We start from the raw sequence: 17,542 nt of genomic DNA on the forward strand, positions 1-17,542 counted from the left end.
CCCGTACGCCCCGGGTCAGCGCTGCACGAAGACCGCCACGCTGCGCGCCGGCACCGTGAACGTCCCGCTGCCCCGGTCGAACGAGGCGGTGCGCAGCACCGGATCGGCCGAGGCCCGCAGCACCGGGTGCAGCGCCACGTCCGACCCGCGCAGCCCGGTCACGGTCTGCTGCGCCGCCTGCGGCGTGGCGTTGAACACGACGGTCACCGACCGCCACGCCCCGCCGAGCCCCCGGGCGTCGAGGGTCATGGTGAGCACGCCCGGCGTCTCACCGACGCCGGACAGCGGGAACGCGACCCGCTTCTGCACCTGCTCGGCGGTGTCCAGCCCGAACACCGGCGACGACCCGCGCACCCGCAGCAGCTCCGCGTACCGGGCGTCGGCCAGGTCGATCGCCGCGCAGTCCGGCACCAGCTTCGGATCGGCCAGCAGCGGCTTCGCGTACGGCCACTTGTCCTGGTTGTCCTGCGCCGGGGGCAGGCCCGCGCCGAACCCGTTGCCCTGGGCGCAGTCCCAGCGGATCTGGTTGAACCAGTCGCCGGAGTTGTAGGAGTTGCGGTCCAGCGACTTCGACCGCAGCCGCTCCGAGCCGGCCGTCACGAACCCGGTCCCCTGCCCCAGCGCCACCGTGCTCAGGGCGAGCACCTGCATCCGGGCCCGGTCGGTCGCCGAGGTGGCCTGCGGCAGCTTGTACGCCAGCGCGTCGTACAGGATCTCGTTGTCGTGCGCGTCGACGTAGGTGACCGCCTCGCCGGGCGCGGCCGTGTAGCCGGCCGGCGAGCCGTTGTAGTCGACCTGGCCGCCGGTGACCTGCCTGCCCGACGAGTCGGTGAACCGGTAGCCGCGCAGGTTGCCGGTGAGCCCCACCTTGATCAGGTCGTGGGCGTGCAGCAGCCGGGCCTTCTGCTCGGCGGCCGAGCCGTTGACCGGGTCGCCGTTGGGGTCGGTGAACAGGCCGGAGGCGAAGCCCTGCACGCGCGGGTTGGCGTCGAACGGGCCGCCGCCGCGCACCGCGTCGCGCAGCCGGTCGTTGAACGTGCCGATCCCGGTGCCGGCCATGTTGGCCTGGGTGGCCTGCGTGAACCGGGCGTCGTCGGCGACCTCGCCGAAGTTCCAGCCCTCGCCGTAGAGCAGGATCTTCTTCCCGTCGACGCCGTCGCGGGCGACGGTGAGCTGGTCCAGGGCGGCGCGCACGGCCAGGATGTTGGCCTTCGGGTGGTGGCCCATCAGGTCGAACCGGAAGCCGTCCACCTTGTACGCCTTGGCCCAGGTGACCAGCGAGTCGACCACGAGCTTGCCCATCATGGCGTGCTCGGGTGCGGTGTTGGCGCAGCACGTGGAGGTGGCGACGGCCCCGTCGTCGAGCAGCCGGTGGTAGTAGCCCGGCACCACCTGGTCGAGCACCGACTTCGCGTCGGTGCCGGCGGCCGAGGTGTGGTTGTAGACGACGTCCATGACGACCCGCAGGCCCGCGCCGTTGATCCCGGCGACCATCCGGCGGAACTCGGCGGTGCGCGCCGCCCCGGCCGGGTCGACGGCGTAGCCGCCCTCCGGCACGGTGTAGTGCAGCGGGTCGTACCCCCAGTTGTAGCCGTCGGTGTCGGCGACGGCCGCGACGCACTTCTGCTGCTCGTCGGAGTCGGCCGGGAGCGCAGCCAGGTCGCACGCCGGCTGCCGCTGGTCGGCCCGCCGCTCGGGGATGGTGGCGAAGTCGAACGCGGGCAGCAGGTGCAGGTAGTCGACGCCGGCGTCGGCGAGCGACCGCAGGTGCTTCATGCCGGTCGTGCCCGGGTCGGTGAACGCCAGGTAGGTGCCGCGCCGCTCGGCCGGCACGGTGACGTCGGCGACGGAGAAGTCCCGCACGGAGACCTCCTGGATCTGCGCCTTCGCCGGGGGCACGGCCGCCGGCTTGCGCAGGCCAGCCCAGCCGGCCGGGGCCAGGGCCGGGTCGGCCAGGTCGACGAGCTGGCTGTGCGTGGAGTCCGGCGCGAGGGCCACCGAGTACGGGTCGGTCACCGACGCGGTGACGACCCGCTGCGCGGCCGGCTGCCACGCGGACACCCGGTACCGGTAGTACTTGCCGGTCCAGCCCGGCTCACCGCGCACGGACCACACGCCGGTGCGGTCGTCGCGGCGCATCGCCACGACCCGTGGCGCGGCGGTCGGGGCGTCCGAGAGCTCCAGCGCCACCGACCGGGCGGTGGGCGCCCAGACCGACAGGGTGGGCACCCGGCCGGCGAAGGTGGGGCCGAGCCTGGCGGCGGTCGCGGCGGCGTACACGTCGTCGAGCACGCCCGGGACCTGCACGCCGGTCGCGCCGAGCAGCTTCCCCTCGGCGTCCCGCTCGGTGACCACGAGCTGCCCGCGCAGCGCCGCCGGCACCTTCGCCAGGTCACCCCGGTCGAGGGTGAAGGCGCGGTGCGCCCACAGGTGCGGGAACCGCGCGCGCTGGGCCTCGGTGAGCCCGTTGCGCTGCGCCCGCAGCGGCAGCGAGGTGTACGTCCCGGACAGCTCCCCGTCGACGACGCTCAGCCCGCCGGAAGGGGCGGTGACCAGGGCGTACGTCCGGCCGTCGGTGTCGGGAGTCTGCCAGGCGACGGTGGACCGGTCGATCCACTGCGCCCGCTGCTTGGTGATGTCCACGTCCCTGGATACCCCGGACGAGGTCGTCGGCAGTAGCCGGCCCGGCGTGGCGGCGAGCAGCCACACCTCCCGCCCGGCGGTGGCGAAGTCGAGCCGCTGGTCGTCCGGCAGGTCCTTGGTGTCGCCGTTGTGCACGATGTAGCTCAGGCCGGTCGCCCCGGCGGCCAGCGGCACCCGGAAGACCGCGCCGAAGGAGTCGACCTTCTCCGGCTTCAGCGGGCTGGACCAGTCGGTGGGGTTGGCGGCCCCGTCCCACAGGTGCAGGCCCCAGCCGTCGTAGTTGTCGTCGGCGCGGCGGTAGTGGATCAGCGCGGTGTCCTCGGCGACCGGCGGGTCGGGCTCGCCGGTGGCGGCCTGCCGGCTCGGATAGACCGCGGCATCGCCCTGCTTCACCCACACCTCGCCGGTCTGCGTCACGTCGACGGTGCGGTCGGTGGCGACGTCCTTGTTGCCGGCGGAGTCCACCACGAGGAACCCGACGGACTCCGCGCCGGGCTTCAGCTTCACCCAGGCGAACCGGCCGTACGAGTCCTCGCCCGCGAACGGCTGCCCCTTGGGCCACTCGGTGACGTACGCGGGGTCGATGTCGCCCCACGCGTACAGGCCCCAGTCGGCGTAGCCGCCGGCCGGGCGCTGGTAGTGCACCACCACCCAGTCCCGCGACGCGCTCTGGGCGGGGGTGCCGACCGTGGCGGTGGAGCGGGTGGCGGCGACGCGGCCCCGGCCGTCGCGGACGACGGCCTTGTACTCGACCTTCGTGCCGCCGGCCAGGCCGGTCAGGTCGTGGTGCACGGTGTACGGGGCGGTGTGCGCGCTGCCCAGCAGGGTCCACCGGCCGCCGGCGACCCGGGCGGCGACGGTGACGGTGGCGAGGGGATCGCCGGTGACCTGGGCGGTGACGGCGGCCCGGGTGGCGACGGGCGTGCCCGGGGCGGGGGCGGTGACGGCGATCGTCGGCTTCGCGGCGGCCTGCGGGATGGCCCTGGCGGCCCGGTGGACCACGGCGGACATGGCCGGCACGGTGACGGTGAGCCTGCCGTCCGCCCCGGCGGTCGAGGTGCCGGTGCCGCCGTAAATGCCGGCGAAGGCGGTGCCGGGCGACCAGGTGTCCACGGTGACGGTCTGCGCGGTGTCGGCGTTGTTGACGGCGACGACGTACTCGACGCGCTGGCGGGGGTCGACGCGGGAGAACGCGAAGACGCCGGGGCCGTCGGCGGCGTACCGGGTGACCTGCACGCCGTCGCGCAGCGCCGGGTGGGCCTGGCGCAGCGCGCCCAGCCCGGCGATGGTGCGGTAGAGCGGGTGCGTCGGGTCGTACTGGTCGGCGGCGTGGGTGCGGTCGGTGCCGATCAGGTCGTCGTCGAGGTAGTCGGCCGTCTTCGAGGCGAACATGTCCTGCCGGGCGTCCTTGTCGCCGCCGGGGCCGGTGAAGCCCTGCTCGTCGCCGGAGTAGACCACCGGCTGCCCCCGGGTGAGGAACATCAGCTCGTGGGCGAGGGTGGCGCGGCGCAGCTGCGCGGCATCGTCCCCGCCGGCCGCGGCGACGAACGAACCGATCCGGCCCATGTCGTGGTTGCCGAGGAAGGTGGTCAGCCGGTTGGCGTCGGTGTCGCGGGCGGCGTACAGGTCGTCGCGGGCGTACACGTCGGCGAGGGCCTTCGCGGAACCACCGGCGGCGGTGTAGCCGCGCGCGGCCTCCTGGAAGGCGAAGTCGAGGGTGGCGGGCAGGCCGCCGCGCCGCACGTACGTGGAGGTGATCTCCGGGTCGGCGCTGTAGACCTCGCCGAACATGAAGAAGTCCTTCTTGCCGGCCTTCTCGGCGGCCCGCTCGATGCCCCGGCTGAACTGCGGCCAGAACTCCAGGTTGGCGTGCTTGACGGTGTCGAGCCGGAACCCGTCGACGCCGGTCGCGCCGATCCAGTCGCCGTAGACCTTGGTGAGGCCGGCGACGACCTCGGGGCGCTCGGTCCACAGGTCGTCGAGGCCGAAGAAGTCGCCGTACTCGCTGTTCTCGCCGGCGAAGGTCGAGTCGCCCCGGTTGTGGTACATGGTGGCGTCGTTGAGCCACGCCGGGACCTTCACCTTCGCGTCGGCCGGGCTGTCGAAGGTCGAGGTGTACGGGAACGAGTCGGCGTCCACCTCGGGGAAGCCCCGGGTTCCGTCGGCGTAGTTGCGGTCCTCGAAGGCCCGTCCCTGCGCGTCGGTGTACGGCGCGGTCTTCTTGTCGATGTAGGCGTACTTGTCCTCGGCGTACTTGATGACGTCGGCGGTGTGGTTGACGATGACGTCGAGGTAGACCTTGATGCCCCGCCGGTGGGAGAGCTGCACCAGCTTCTTCAGCTCCTCGTTGGTGCCGAAGTGCGGGTCGACCTGGGTGAAGTCGGTGATCCAGTAGCCGTGGTAGCCGGCGGAGACGTCGTCGCCGGTGCCCTGCACGGGCCGGTTCTTGAAGACCGGGGCGAGCCAGATGGCCGTCGTGCCGAGCCCCTGGATGTAGTCGAGCTTGTCGATGACGCCCTTGAGGTCTCCGCCGTGGTAGAAGCCCTTGTCGGTGGGGTCGAGGCCGGTGGCCAGCCGGTCGCCGGTGAGGCCGCCGGCGTCGTTGCGCGGGTCGCCGTTGGCGAACCGGTCGGGCAGGACGAAGTAGAACTGCTCGGCCCGGGCCTCGTCGGAGCCGGCGGCGAGCAGGGCATCGGCGGAGGGTTCGGCGCGCCACTGCGTCGCCCCGGCGGCGGCGAGGGGGTCGGTGCGGGTGCCACCGTCGGCGTCGCCGCCGAGCTGGCGCACGGCGACGGGGGTGCCGACGAGGGCGAGGGTGAGGGTGGAGACCAAGGCGAGCATCGCCTTACGGGACATCGGCGGGGGTGTCATCGACGGCCTTCCTCTGGTCGTGATTGGCCCGCACGCTAGCCCTTGCCGAAACGTTCTGCAATACCTTGCAAACGGAGTCGCAACAAAGCAGTCATCTTGCAAGCGCCTGCGGACGGCGGCGGGCCCGCTCGCCCCCGGGGGACGGCGGACGCGTGCCTACGGCGCAGGAAGGAGCCGGCCACGGCCGGTGACGAGATCGGCGAGCAGGTCCCGCCGGGTGCCCGCCGGCATCGACGGCGGGGGCACGGAGCGGGCAGTCAGCGCAGTCCGGAGCAGCCGGCCCCGTCGACGGTGCAGGTCGTCGGCCGGGTGGCCCGCGTCTGGTCGAAGTGGAACCGCAGCGGCACCGACGCGCCCGCACCCAGGTCGACGCCGCTGGTGAAGGTCCAGGTGTCGCCCGAGCGGCTGATCCGGCCCTGCGGCGCGCCCTCGATCCACGCGGTCACCAGGTGGGCGCCGGGGAAGGTCATCCGGACCGTCCAGTCCTGCGCGGACCGGGACCCGTTGCGCACCAGGACCTCGCCGATGAACGCCCCGTCGTAGGAGTTCATCACCCGGTACGCGCCGGTGACCGACGGCGACGCGGGCGGCCTGGCCGGGGTGGTCGGGGCCGGCGGCTCGGGCTCGGGCGCGGGCGGGGCGGCGGGCGGCGGGGCGGCCGGCTCCACCGGCAGCGGGCCGGCACCGCCCTCGCCGACCGGGGTCGTCGCCACGGCCTGCCCGGCAGGCTGCGCCCCGCTGGGCGACAGGGTCGCACGCGGGGAGAGGCCCGGCACGACCGGCGCGGGCGGCTCGGTCACCGACCGGCTCACCGTCGGCGGCAGCGTCGGCAGCGGCATCGTCCACTCGGGAGCCGGGAACGCCTCACCGACGGGCCCCCGGCTGCGGTACGTGCCGAGCGCCACGAACAGCAGCACGACCATCACCACCACCCCGACCGAGACCACGATCCAGGGCGAACTGGCGATGGCGGCGTTGGCCCCGGGGGTGGGTTGCGCGCGACGTGTGCCCGACATGTCCCTCCCTCATCGGTCCCGCCGGGAGAGCGTAGCGATCATCGGCAATGTCGGAAAGGGCCGGAGCCCACTGAACCGTCCTAACAGTCCAGTGAGCCCGGTTCCGGCGATGCCGCGGGCACCCGAAGGTCGCCGCGACGCGGTCAGGCGGTGCGGATCACCGTACAGATGGCCGGGCCGTCGTCGGTACTCCTCAGCAGGTAACGGTACCGTTCGCCCGGAACGCGCCGGCCCCGGCCGTCCAGGAACCCCCACTCGACGGCGACCTCGGTCAGCAGCGCCGAGACGACCAGCCCCGGCAGGGCGTGGCAGGCGGCCACCGCCGCCACGTCGCAGCGCGCCGCCCCCGGTCGTTCACCGTGGCGGGATCCGCACCTCGATCTCGGCACCGAGCTGCGCCCCACCGGTCAGCCCCAGGTCGTCGCCGCTCCAGAACCGGCCCGGGTCGTACCAGTTCGGCCGGCGGCCCGCCGGCAGCAGGCCCATCGCCTCGTACGTCACCGCGACGACCTCGGCGCAGTACGCCGTCTCCAGCGCCCGGTCCCGCACCGCGACCCCGCCCGCCCGTTCCGCCTGCGCGGCTCCCCGGTCCGGCTGGTCGACTGCCCGCTGCGCCTGGTCGGCTCCCCGCTGCTCCGACACGTCGGCCGCCCGATCGCGCCGGCCGGGCAGCGGCAGCGGCAGCCGCACCTGCGGCACCCGGCCCCGCGCCCACCGCCAGGCGAGCTGGGCGGTCGACGGGAACGGCGTGCCGTCGAGGCGGGCGACGGTGCGCAGCACCGCCTGCTCCATCGTCGCGTCGGCCGGCGGTTCGAGCTGGCGCAGCCAGGCCCGCTGGCCGTACCGGTTGGCCCAGACGCAGACCGCGTCCCGCAGGTCGTGCAACTGCACCCCGCGATGGTGGGTGCCGGTCCACATGTCCCGCAGCGACCGGCCCAGCTCGGCGTGCCACATCAGCGGCGGCAGATCGTCCAGGACCACCGCCATGCCCACGTGGTTGACCGGGCTGTTGGTGGTGAGCTGGATGGCGCGGTCGGGCACGCTGCGGCCCCGGAACACCCACACGTCACCGGTGCGGGTCAGCTCCACGGCCTCGTCCAGGCCGATGCTCATGCCGTCACCCCGCCGTTCTGCTCGCTCATGAACGTCTACCCTAGGCGCATGCGGCAACGGATGCAGTGGTGGAAGTGGCTCGGGCTGGCCGGTCTCGCGGGTGTCGCCGCCACCGGCGTGGTCGTGGCCCGCGCCGAACGGCGGCGACGGGCGTACACCCCGGACGAGATCCGGGCCCGGCTGCGCGACCGGCACGCGGAGGCCACCGCCACCGGCGAGATCGGCACCCCGCCGTCCGACGGACCGGCCTGACCAGACGGGCCGCCCTGACCGACGGACCAACCTGACCGACGGACCCGCCGGCCTGCGGCCCCGACGGGCCGACGGGCCGGCGGGCCCGGCGGAGCAAGGTCACGCTCGATCAGGGAAAGAGTGGCAACGCCCGGAGTGGGAGACCACCCGATCCACGATCGAGCACGACCTTGGGGCCGGCCGGCCTCCCCGCGTCGATCCCGGTGACCCTACGGGGGCGTGCCGTGCAGACGGTGTGGCCGCCATGTCGGCGACGCGGGCGGAGGCGCTGCTGCGCACAGACCGCCTGACGCCCGCCGAGGCACGGATCAGGACCGCGCTGGCCGGTGCCGCCATGCTGCCCGCCGCGAGCGGCCGGATCCACACCTGCTCGCGCCGGCCGAATCCGCGCCGATCTTGCAGTTTCGGCCCCGGCAAAAGGGATAAGGCGCCCAGGCACGGGGCCCCAAGTGCAAGATCGGCGCGCCGGGGACGGGCGGGAGGGGGCCGGCGACCGTGGGGTGGGGCGGTTCCCGGCGGTCCGCGCCCGCTGGCAGACTGCTGCGGTGACCGAACGGGGAACGGGATCTGCCGCAAGCGACGGCGTGCCCGGGGGCGAGCGGGCGGGCCGGGGGCGGCGGTGGCGACGCCGGCTCGGGGTCACGCTGGCCGTCGTGCTGCTGGCCGCCGCCGGCCTGTACGTCGGCAACAGCTCCACGCTGGCCGGCGCCTCAGCGGACCGACCGTTCCTGCTGGCGCACCGGGGGCTGGCCCAGACGTTCGACCTGGCGGGCGTCGCCAACGACACCTGCACCGCCGAGCGCATCCACCCGCCGCAGCACCCGTACCTGGAGAACACGCTCGCGTCGATGCGGGCGGCGTACGCCGCGGGGGCCGACCAGGTGGAGTTCGACGTGCAGGTCACCCGCGACGGCCGCCTGGCGGTCTTCCACGACGCCACGTTGCAGTGCCGCACCGACGGCACCGGGACGATCGCCGACCACACCCTCGCCGAGCTGCGCGGGCTCGACCTCGGCTACGGCTACACCAGCGACGGCGGGCGGACGTTCCCGTTCCGGGGAGCGGGAACCGGGCTGCTCCCGACGGCCGACGAGGTGCTGGCCGAGTTCCCCGACCGGGAGCTGCTGATCCACCTCAAGGTCGAGCGGGCCGCCGAGGGCGAGGCGCTGGCCGACCTCTTGGCGACCCTGCCGCAGCAGCGGCGGCGCGCCCTCACCGTGTACGGGGGCGACGTGGCGGTGGCCGCGTTCGCCGCCCGGCTGCCCGACGTCCGGGTCACCTCGAAGAAGATCATGCAGGACTGCCTCGTGCCGTACCTGGCGGGCGGCTGGACGGGGCACGTCCCCGACGCCTGCCGCCACCGGCAGCTGCACCTGCCGCAGCGCTACGGGCGGCTGATGTGGGGCTGGCCGAACCGGTTCGTCGCCCGGATGCGGGAGGCGGACACGCGGGTGGTCCTGGTCAACGGGTCGGGTGAGTTCTCGGAGGGCTTCGACGACCCGGACGACGTTCCCGCGATCCCGGCGGGCTGGGCAGGCGGCGTCTGGACCAACCGCATCGACGTGGTCGCGCCCCTGCTGGGGCGATGAGCCGGGGTCGTGCCCCCGCCGGGCCGCTGACCCGGCCGCCGGCCGGGTCAGCGGTCGCCGGTGGTCGCGCCGACCGGCTCGGCCTCGCCGGACGCGTCCGCCTGCTCCAGCCGGCGGGCCCGTCGGCGCAGCCACCAGGTGCTGCCCAGGCCGGCGAGCACGGCGAGGACCAGCCCCGCCCAGGAGATGTCCTTGAGCCAGTGCTCGGCGGCCCGGCCGACGCTGTAGAGCAGGTAGGTGGTGCCGAAGGCCCAGACCAGGCCGCCGGCCGCGTTGGCCAGCAGGAACCGCCGGTACGGCACGTGCAGCGCGCCGGCCAGAGGGCCGGCGAGGATGCGCAGCAGCGCCACGAACCGGCCGAAGAAGACGGCCCACACGCCGTGCCGGGCGAAGCTCTGCTCGGCGCGGGCGAGCTGGGCGGGGCCGAGGTGTTTCGGGAAGCGCCGGCCCAGCCGGGCGAGCAGGGGCCGCCCGCCCCGGCGGCCCACCGCGTACCCGATGGAGTCGCCCACGATCGCGCCGAACGCCGCGGCGGCGGCCACCCACTCGGGTTGCACGACGCCGGTGGCGGCGAGCAGGGCGGAGCTGACCAGGACGATCTCGCCGGGCAGCGGGACGCCCATGCTCTCCACGCCGATCACCCCGGCGACGATCAGATAGACCGCGACCGGGGGCAGCGCGGTCAGCCAGTGCTGTACGTCGACCACGGCGCATCCCTTCAGGTCCGGCCTCGAACCCTACCCGGGCCGCCGGGACGGGGCGGCCCCTCGCCGCCGGGCCACCCGGGCGGGCGCGGGCGCGTCCCGAAGCCTGGCGTCAGGTTGCGCGACTAGCAAGACGGACGTACGGTTTTGTTGAAACGGGAATCGCGGTAAGTGTCACCTAACCGGGGCGTCGCCCTGGCCGGTGCGACAGACTGCTCAGGACTACTCACGGTCGCTGGTGTGAAGGAGTACGACGTGGCGAGCCTCGACACCTTCGGTGCGAAGACCCAGCTACGCGTCGGAGACGCGAGCTACGAGATTTTCAAGATCAGCAAGGTGGAGGGGCACGAACGGCTCCCCTACAGCCTGAAGATCCTGCTGGAGAACCTGCTGCGGACCGAGGACGGCGCGAACATCACCGCCGACCACATCCGCCAGCTCGGCGGCTGGGACGCGGCCGCCGACCCGAGCGTGGAGATCCAGTTCACCCCGGCGCGGGTGCTGATGCAGGACTTCACGGGCGTACCCTGCGTGGTCGACCTGGCCACCATGCGCGAGGCGGTCCGCGAACTCGGCGGCGACGCCACCAAGGTCAACCCCCTCGCGCCCGCCGAGCTGGTCATCGACCACTCCGTCATCGCCGACCTGTTCGGCCGTGAGGACGCCTTCGAGCGCAACGTCGAGCTGGAGTACGAGCGCAACAAGGAGCGCTACCAGTTCCTGCGCTGGGGCCAGACCGCGTTCAACGAGTTCAAGGTCGTCCCGCCGGGCACCGGCATCGTGCACCAGGTCAACATCGAGTACCTGGCCCGCACGATCATGGAGCGCGGCGGCCAGGCGTACCCGGACACCGTGGTCGGCACCGACTCGCACACCACGATGGTCAACGGCCTGGGCGTGCTGGGCTGGGGCGTCGGCGGCATCGAGGCCGAGGCCGCGATGCTCGGCCAGCCGGTCAGCATGCTGATCCCCCGGGTCGTCGGCTTCAAGCTGCACGGCGAGATGCCGGCCGGCACCACCGCCACCGACCTGGTGCTCACCATCACCGAGATGCTGCGCAAGCACGGCGTCGTCGGCAAGTTCGTCGAGTTCTACGGCCCCGGCGTGAGCGCCGTGCCGCTGGCCAACCGGGCCACCATCGGCAACATGTCGCCGGAGTACGGCTCCACCGTGGCGATCTTCCCGATCGACGCCGAGACCGTCCGCTACCTGGAGCTGACCGGGCGCGACCCGCAGCAGGTGGCGCTCGTCGAGGCGTACGCCAAGGAGCAGGGCCTCTGGCACGACCCGGCCGCCGAGCCGGACTACTCGGAGCGCCTGGAGCTGGACCTAGGCACCATCGAGCCGTCCCTGGCCGGGCCGAAGCGCCCGCAGGACCGGGTGCCGCTGGGCAGCGCCAAGACGCTGTTCCGCTCGGCGCTGACCGACTACGTGGCCGCCGACGCCACCGGCGGCGACGCCGGCCGCACGCCCGGCGTGCCGCAGCAGGAGAAGCCGCTCGGCGTCGCCGGCCCGGCCGACGAGGCGTCCGCCGAGTCCTTCCCGGCCAGCGACGCCCCGGCCAACGGGGTCAACGACTCGGCCGACGCGCCGCGCGACCTGGTCACCGCCGCCGTGGGCGCGGGCGGCCGGGCCAGCAACCCGGTGCGCGTCACCGGCGCCGACGGCGTGGAGTACGAGCTCGACCACGGCGCGGTGGTGATCGCCGCGATCACCTCCTGCACCAACACCTCCAACCCGCAGGTGATGATCGGGGCGGCGCTGCTGGCCCGCAACGCCGTCGACAAGGGCCTGGCCCGCAAGCCGTGGGTGAAGACCACCCTCGCGCCGGGCTCGAAGGTCGTCATGGACTACTACGACCGCGCCGGCCTCACCCCCTACCTGGAGAAGCTCGGCTTCAACCTGGTCGGCTACGGCTGCACCACCTGCATCGGCAACTCCGGCCCGCTGCCGGAGGAGGTCTCCGCCGCCGTGAACGAGGGCGACCTCGCCGTCGTCTCGGTGCTCTCCGGCAACCGCAACTTCGAGGGCCGGATCAACCCGGACGTCAAGATGAACTACCTGGCGTCCCCGCCGCTGGTGGTGGCGTACGCGCTGGCCGGCACGATGGACATCGACCTGGCCAACGAGCCGATCGGCGAGGACGCCGCGGGCGAGCCCGTCTACCTGCGCGACATCTGGCCCAACAGCGCCGAGATCCAGGACGTCATCGCCCAGGCGATCGGCGCGACCGGCTTCAGCGCCGCGTACGCCGACGTGTTCGCCGGTGACGAGCGGTGGCAGTCGCTGCCGACCCCGACGGGCGACACGTTCGCCTGGGAGGGCGAGAGCACCTACGTGCGCAAGCCCCCGTACTTCGAGGGCATGCAGCAGGAACCCGCCCCGGTGCAGGACATCGCCGGCGCGCGGGTGCTGGCCAAGCTGGGCGACTCGGTCACCACCGACCACATCTCCCCCGCCGGCTCGATCAAGGCCGACTCCCCCGCCGGGAAATACCTGGCCGAGCACGGCGTGCCGCGCCACGAGTTCAACTCGTACGGCTCGCGCCGGGGCAACCACGAGGTGATGATCCGGGGCACCTTCGCCAACATCCGGCTGCGCAACCAGCTCGTGCCGGGCGTGGAGGGCGGCTTCACGGTCAACCACCTGACCGGCGAGCAGACCACCATCTACGACGCCTCCACCGCCTACCAGGAGGCGGGCGTCCCGCTGGTCATCCTGGCCGGCAAGGAATACGGTTCGGGCTCCTCGCGGGACTGGGCGGCCAAGGGCACCATGCTGCTCGGCGTGAAGGCGGTCGTCGCCGAGTCGTACGAGCGGATCCACCGGTCGAACCTGATCGGCATGGGCGTCCTGCCGTTGCAGTTCCCGGTGGACACCACCGCCGAGTCGCTGGGCCTGACCGGCACGGAGACGTTCTCGATCAGCGGGGTGACCGCGCTGAACGACGGCGAGACCCCGCGCACGGTGAAGGTCACCACCGACACCGGCGTCGAGTTCGACGCGGTGGTCCGCATCGACACCCCCGGCGAGGCGGACTACTACCGCCACGGCGGCATCCTCCAGTACGTCCTGCGCCGCATGATCGCCAGCTGAGCGCAAGGAAGGGCCCCTTGTCAACAGGCGTCTGTTAACAAGGGGCCCTTCCTTGCGTGCGGTCAGTTGCCGGCGGCCCGACGGCGGGACTCCCGGATCTTCAGCGCGTGCTCCATCAGCGTGATGAGCACCTCCTTGCTCGACTCCCGCTGCCGCGCGTCGCAGAGCAGCACCGGCACCCCCGGGTCGAGGTTGAGCGCGGCCTGCACCTCGTCGAGCCGGTAGCGGCGGGCGCCCTCGAAGCAGTTCACCGCGACCACGAACGGGGTGCCGCGCCCCTCGAAGTAGTCGATCGACGGGAAGCAGTCGGCCAGCCGCCGGGTGTCGGCGAGCACCACCGCGCCGAGCGCGCCGAGCGCCAGCTCGTCCCAGACGAACCAGAACCGGTCCTGCCCCGGGGTGCCGAACAGGTAGAGCACCAGGTCGTCGCTGATCGTGATCCGGCCGAAGTCCATCGCGACGGTGGTGGTCGTCTTGCCCTCCACCCCGGACAGGTCGTCGATGCCGACCCCGGTCTCCGTCAGCACCTCCTCCGTCCGCAACGGCCGGGTCTCGCTGACCGCACCGACCATCGTGGTCTTGCCGACGCCGAAGCCGCCCGCGACCAGGATCTTGATCGCGGTGGGCAGCGGCACGGCTCCCGCCGGCCGCTCAGAGGGCCCGTAGTCCATTGATAACCGCCTCGAAGATGCTGTCGTCGGGAAGGCCCGCGGTCGTCCGCGGCTCGCGTACCTGCACGAGGTCGCGCGCCATCAGGTCGCCGAGCAGAACCCGGATCGTACCCACCGGCAGGTCCAGGTGGGCGGCGACCTCCGCCACGGACTGGATCCGCTGGCAGAGCGCGACGATGGCCAGGTGTTCCGGGCCCAGCCCGACCTCCGGCGACACCTCCGAGCGGGTGGCCGTCACCAGGGAGATCAGGTCGAACGTGCCGGTGACCGGGCGCGCCCGGCCACCGGTCACCGCGTACGGTCGGACCACCGGCCCGGCATGGTCGTCGACCCACCGTTCCTCCGTGGACTCCCCCGGGACCGTCATCGCGGCTACTTCTCGCCGACCGGCTGCTCGGGAAGCCGGGTCGGGGAGGCCACGTACTTGCCGACCCGGGTCACCAGCATGGCCATCTCGTACGCGATGAGGCCGACGTCGGCGTCCTCGGAGGCCAGCACCGCGAGACACGCGTTGCGGCCGGCGGCGGTGACGAACAGGAACGACGACTGCATCTCGATGATCGTCTGCTGCACCTGGCCGCCGCCGAACCGCTTGCCCGCGCCCCGGGCCAGGCTCTGGATGCCGGCCGCCATCGCGGCGAGGTGCTCCCCGTCGTCCCGGCTCAGGCCCTGTGACGAGGCCATGAGCAGGCCGTCTGTGGAGAGCGCGACCGCGTGCTCGGCCTGCTTCACCCGGCCGACCAGATCGTCCAGCAACCACGTCAGATCGGCGCTCGAAGCCGTCTTCTGCCCCACTCGTCGTCCTCTTCTCCCCCGGCTGGTGTCGCCGTTTGTCGTCTGGGACCTGCCGTCCCGCCACGGGCGCGGGTCGTCCGCGCCGCTCCCAGGTCGTCGCGCCGTCCTCAGGTCGCCTCGTGCTCGTCCTCAGGTCGCGGGTGCCCGTCGGCGGCGTCGGAACCGCCGGTGGGCTCCGCGCCGCCGGCCCCACCGAGCAGGCGGGCCGCGTCGGTGCGGCCCCGTCGGGTGCCGCGCTGGTAGGAACTCATCATCTTGAGGACCTGCTCCGGCACCCGGACCGTGTCCTCCTCGTCGTCGGGCTGCGCGGCCGGATCCTCGCGCAGCTCCGGCACGATGTTGGCCTGGCGCACGCGCACCGGCAGCCCGGAGCCGGTCCGCTGCACCGGCGTGGACGCCGGGGCGGGGGCCGGGGCCTCGGGCGTGGTCTCGCCGTCGGCGGTGGCCCCGTCGGGCCCGCCGGCCGGCTCCGCCCGCTCCACGGTGGAGCCCGGTGCCGCGCCACCGCTCGCGGGCCGGGGCGCGGTGATCGGCAGGCCGGTCGGCACGGTCGGCGCGTCCAGCGCCGACAGCCCGGCGGGACGCCGGGGGCGTACCGGCAGCTCGGTCTCCCCGCCCGGAACGGCCGGTGCCGGCGGGACGGCGCGGGGCCGCGCGCGGGTGGGCAGGCCCGGCGTGCCGTCGTCCTCGACGGACGGCTCGACGGACGGCTCGGCGGGCGGGGCCGTCGGGGCCTCCGCCAGGGCCACCGGCGTGGCCGGGCGGGCCGCCGGCCGGTCGCCCGGCGGGCCCGGCCGGGCCGGCACGACCGGCGTGCTCGGGTCGGTCCGGCCGGTGCGCCCGAGGCCGCCGTCCCCGGCGGAGCCGGTCACCAGCTCCGCCGGGATCAGCACGACCGCGGTGGTGCCCCCGTACGCCGACTCCTTCAGCCGCACCCGCACGCCGTGCCGGTCGGTGAGGCGGCTGACGACGTACAGGCCGAGCCGGGCGGCGTTGGCCAGGTTGAGCTCGGAGCGGTCCACGATGCGGTGGTTCGCGGCGGCGAGGTCCTCCTCGCTCATGCCGAGGCCCCGGTCCTCGATCTCGATGACGAACCCGTTCGCCACCGCCTGACCGCGCACCTCCACCGTGGTGTGCGGCGGCGAGAACGACAGGCCGTTCTCGATCAGCTCGGCCAGCAGGTGGATGATGTCGCCGACCGCCCGGCCCGCCAGCGAGACGTCGCCCAGCGGCAACACGTTGACCCGGGTGTAGTCCTCCACCTCGGCGACCGCGCCGCGGACCACGTCGACCATCGGGACGTTGCGCCGCCAGGCCCGGCCCGGCGTGGAGCCGGAGAGCACGATCAGGTTCTCGGCGTTGCGCCGCATCCGGGTGGCCAGGTGGTCGACCCGGAACAGGTCCTCCAGCTCCTCGGCGTCCTGCTCGCGGCGCTCCATCGCGTCGAGCAGGGTGAGCTGGCGGTGCACCAGCGCCTGCGTGCGCCGGGCCAGGCTGAGGAAGACCTCGCGGACGTTGCGGCGCAGCTCCGCCTGCTCGACGGCGGTGCGCAGCGCGGTCTCCTGGACCGCGTTGAACGCCTTGCCCACCTGGCCGACCTCGTCGTCGCCGAACTCCAGCGGCGGGGCCTCCCGGGCGACGTCGACGTCCTCGCCGTGACCGAGCCGCTCCACCACGCTGGGCAGGCGGTCGTTGGCCAGGGTGAACGCCGCGTCGCGCAGCCGCTCCAGCTGCCGCAGCAGCGCCCGGGCGGTGGTGATCGACACGATGATCGACGCGACGACGGCGAGCAGGCCCAGGCCCGTGGCGAGCACCAGGCGGATGATCACCGTGACGGCGACCGGGGTGGCCCGCTCGACCACGTCGTCGCCGCCGGCGATCACGACCTCGCTCCACTGGGCCAGCGCGGGCGCCACCGCCGCGTCCCAGTCGGCGGCCTCGAAGCCCAGCCGGGGGTCGACGCCCCGGCCCTCCAGGATGCCGTCCTCCAGGTCGCGCAGCTTCTCGAACGCCTCGCTGCCGACCATCGCGTCGTAGCGTTCCCGGTCGGCGGCGGGCAGCCGGCTCACCGCCAGGTCGGCCGCGAACCGCTGCGCGCCGATGAGCTGGGCGAGCTGGGACCGCTCCACCGTGGTCATCCGCCCCGCCGAGAGCGCGCCGGTGAGCATGGCGTCCTCCTGGGACAGCAGCTCACGAGCGCGGTTGAGCTCGATCAGGGCGGTGGTGTCCTCGCCGACCTGCTGGTCGTCGAGGAGGCCGAGGGCCGAGTAGACGTCGAAGATGGACCGGACCACCTGCCCGTACGCGGCGAGGGTCGACGACCGGTCGACGCTGCGGGCGTCCACCCCGGAGCGGGTCTCGCCCAGCCGGGACAACTGCCCGTACGCCGCGTCGAGGCGCTGCTCCAGCGTGTCGCTGGCGGCGACGGTGGCGCGCCAGCTGGTGGACGACTCGCGGAACGTCGACGCCAGCTCGTCCGTGCGCCGCCGTTCCGCCCCGAGCGCCTCCCGACGCGGCTCGTCCGGCCGCCCCAGGTAGGCCAGCGACAGTTTCCGTTCCCGCTGGAGCTGGAGCACCAGCGCCTCGCTCGGCTCGGACACCGACTCGTTGAGCGCCTGCACCCCGAGCAGGTTGGCGCCGTCCCGCAGGGTCACCCATGCCGCGAAGGCCCAGAGCGCGACGAGCGACACCAGCAGAGCGACGATTTTCGTACGGAGATTCGTACTGCGGGAACGCATCACACCGTCCTGGCCGGCTGTTCGGGGGGCTGCCGGAGCGCGTGTGGCCGGTAC

12 protein-coding genes are annotated in these 17,542 nt (G+C 73.7%); 3 read left to right on the plus strand and 9 right to left on the minus strand.

Features of this window, described 5'->3' with window-relative positions:
• Positions 1 to 15: 15 nt before the first annotated feature.
• The 4 genes from pulA to O7633_RS08835 all read right to left on the minus strand — a co-directional run bounded on the left by pulA (position 16) and on the right by O7633_RS08835 (position 7,643).
• The gene (gene pulA / locus O7633_RS08820; RefSeq protein WP_282327291.1) at positions 16 to 5,514 is read right to left on the minus strand and encodes a pullulanase-type alpha-1,6-glucosidase; all 5,499 of its coding nucleotides are present in this window, start codon (positions 5,512 to 5,514) and stop codon (positions 16 to 18) included.
• Positions 5,515 to 5,771: 257 nt separating this feature from the next.
• A complete protein-coding gene (locus tag O7633_RS08825; protein WP_282327292.1) occupies positions 5,772 to 6,530 on the minus strand; it encodes a cellulose binding domain-containing protein in 759 nt (252 codons plus the stop codon).
• 143 nt (positions 6,531 to 6,673) lie between these two features.
• Complete coding sequence (locus O7633_RS08830) at positions 6,674 to 6,850, minus strand: hypothetical protein (protein WP_282327294.1); 177 nt, start codon at positions 6,848 to 6,850, stop codon at positions 6,674 to 6,676.
• A 34-nt stretch (positions 6,851 to 6,884) separates the two neighbouring features.
• Positions 6,885 to 7,643, minus strand: a complete 759-nt coding sequence (locus tag O7633_RS08835; protein ID WP_282327295.1) for a hypothetical protein — start codon at positions 7,641 to 7,643, stop codon at positions 6,885 to 6,887.
• A gap of 48 nt (positions 7,644 to 7,691) precedes the next feature.
• Between O7633_RS08835 and O7633_RS08840 the strand changes: the two genes are divergently transcribed.
• Together O7633_RS08840 and O7633_RS08845 are read left to right on the plus strand one after the other, a co-directional pair.
• The gene (locus O7633_RS08840; RefSeq protein ID WP_282327296.1) at positions 7,692 to 7,895 is read left to right on the plus strand and encodes a hypothetical protein; all 204 of its coding nucleotides are present in this window, start codon (positions 7,692 to 7,694) and stop codon (positions 7,893 to 7,895) included.
• A gap of 545 nt (positions 7,896 to 8,440) precedes the next feature.
• Positions 8,441 to 9,484 (plus strand): glycerophosphodiester phosphodiesterase family protein, encoded by a 1,044-nt coding sequence (locus tag O7633_RS08845; protein ID WP_282327297.1) that lies wholly within the window; start codon positions 8,441 to 8,443, stop codon positions 9,482 to 9,484.
• Between the two features lie 47 nt (positions 9,485 to 9,531).
• Here the strand turns inward: O7633_RS08845 and O7633_RS08850 are convergent, their stop codons facing one another.
• Positions 9,532 to 10,191, minus strand: coding sequence for a DedA family protein (locus O7633_RS08850; protein ID WP_074474308.1), 660 nt, complete (start codon positions 10,189 to 10,191; stop codon positions 9,532 to 9,534).
• Between the two features lie 237 nt (positions 10,192 to 10,428).
• Here O7633_RS08850 and O7633_RS08855 point away from each other — a divergent pair, with 237 nt between their 5' ends.
• Positions 10,429 to 13,284, plus strand: a complete 2,856-nt coding sequence (locus O7633_RS08855) for an aconitate hydratase (RefSeq protein ID WP_282327299.1) — start codon at positions 10,429 to 10,431, stop codon at positions 13,282 to 13,284.
• Between the two features lie 62 nt (positions 13,285 to 13,346).
• Here the strand turns inward: O7633_RS08855 and O7633_RS08860 are convergent, their stop codons facing one another.
• The 4 genes from O7633_RS08860 to O7633_RS08875 all read right to left on the minus strand — a co-directional run bounded on the left by O7633_RS08860 (position 13,347) and on the right by O7633_RS08875 (position 17,488).
• Entirely contained in the window at positions 13,347 to 13,955 is a 609-nt protein-coding gene (locus tag O7633_RS08860; protein ID WP_074474310.1) for an ATP/GTP-binding protein, read from the minus strand.
• A complete protein-coding gene (locus O7633_RS08865; protein ID WP_043967572.1) occupies positions 13,936 to 14,322 on the minus strand; it encodes a DUF742 domain-containing protein in 387 nt (128 codons plus the stop codon). The genes O7633_RS08860 and O7633_RS08865 overlap by 20 nt, the downstream gene beginning before the upstream one ends.
• A gap of 5 nt (positions 14,323 to 14,327) precedes the next feature.
• Positions 14,328 to 14,750 (minus strand): roadblock/LC7 domain-containing protein, encoded by a 423-nt coding sequence (locus tag O7633_RS08870; protein WP_007072006.1) that lies wholly within the window; start codon positions 14,748 to 14,750, stop codon positions 14,328 to 14,330.
• A gap of 107 nt (positions 14,751 to 14,857) precedes the next feature.
• On the minus strand, positions 14,858 to 17,488 hold the full coding sequence (locus tag O7633_RS08875; protein WP_282327302.1) for a nitrate- and nitrite sensing domain-containing protein: 2,631 nt from the start codon (positions 17,486 to 17,488) through the stop codon (positions 14,858 to 14,860).
• Positions 17,489 to 17,542 lie beyond the last annotated feature (54 nt).

It is taken from the genome of Micromonospora sp. WMMD712 (genome assembly GCF_029581295.1).
GTDB lineage: Bacteria > Actinomycetota > Actinomycetes > Mycobacteriales > Micromonosporaceae > Micromonospora > Micromonospora carbonacea.

Excerpts from the sequence above, each read along its gene's own strand:
- pulA (WP_282327291.1), bottom strand. The coding sequence starts at position 5,514 with ATGACACCCCCGCCGATGTCCCGTAAGGCGATGCTCGCCTTGGTCTCC.
- O7633_RS08825 (WP_282327292.1), bottom strand. The coding sequence starts at position 6,530 with ATGTCGGGCACACGTCGCGCGCAACCCACCCCCGGGGCCAACGCCGCC.
- O7633_RS08835 (WP_282327295.1), bottom strand. The coding sequence starts at position 7,643 with ATGAGCATCGGCCTGGACGAGGCCGTGGAGCTGACCCGCACCGGTGAC.
- O7633_RS08840 (WP_282327296.1), top strand. The coding sequence starts at position 7,692 with ATGCGGCAACGGATGCAGTGGTGGAAGTGGCTCGGGCTGGCCGGTCTC.
- O7633_RS08860 (WP_074474310.1), bottom strand. The coding sequence starts at position 13,955 with ATGGACTACGGGCCCTCTGAGCGGCCGGCGGGAGCCGTGCCGCTGCCC.
- O7633_RS08865 (WP_043967572.1), bottom strand. The coding sequence starts at position 14,322 with ATGACGGTCCCGGGGGAGTCCACGGAGGAACGGTGGGTCGACGACCAT.
- O7633_RS08875 (WP_282327302.1), bottom strand. The coding sequence starts at position 17,488 with ATGCGTTCCCGCAGTACGAATCTCCGTACGAAAATCGTCGCTCTGCTG.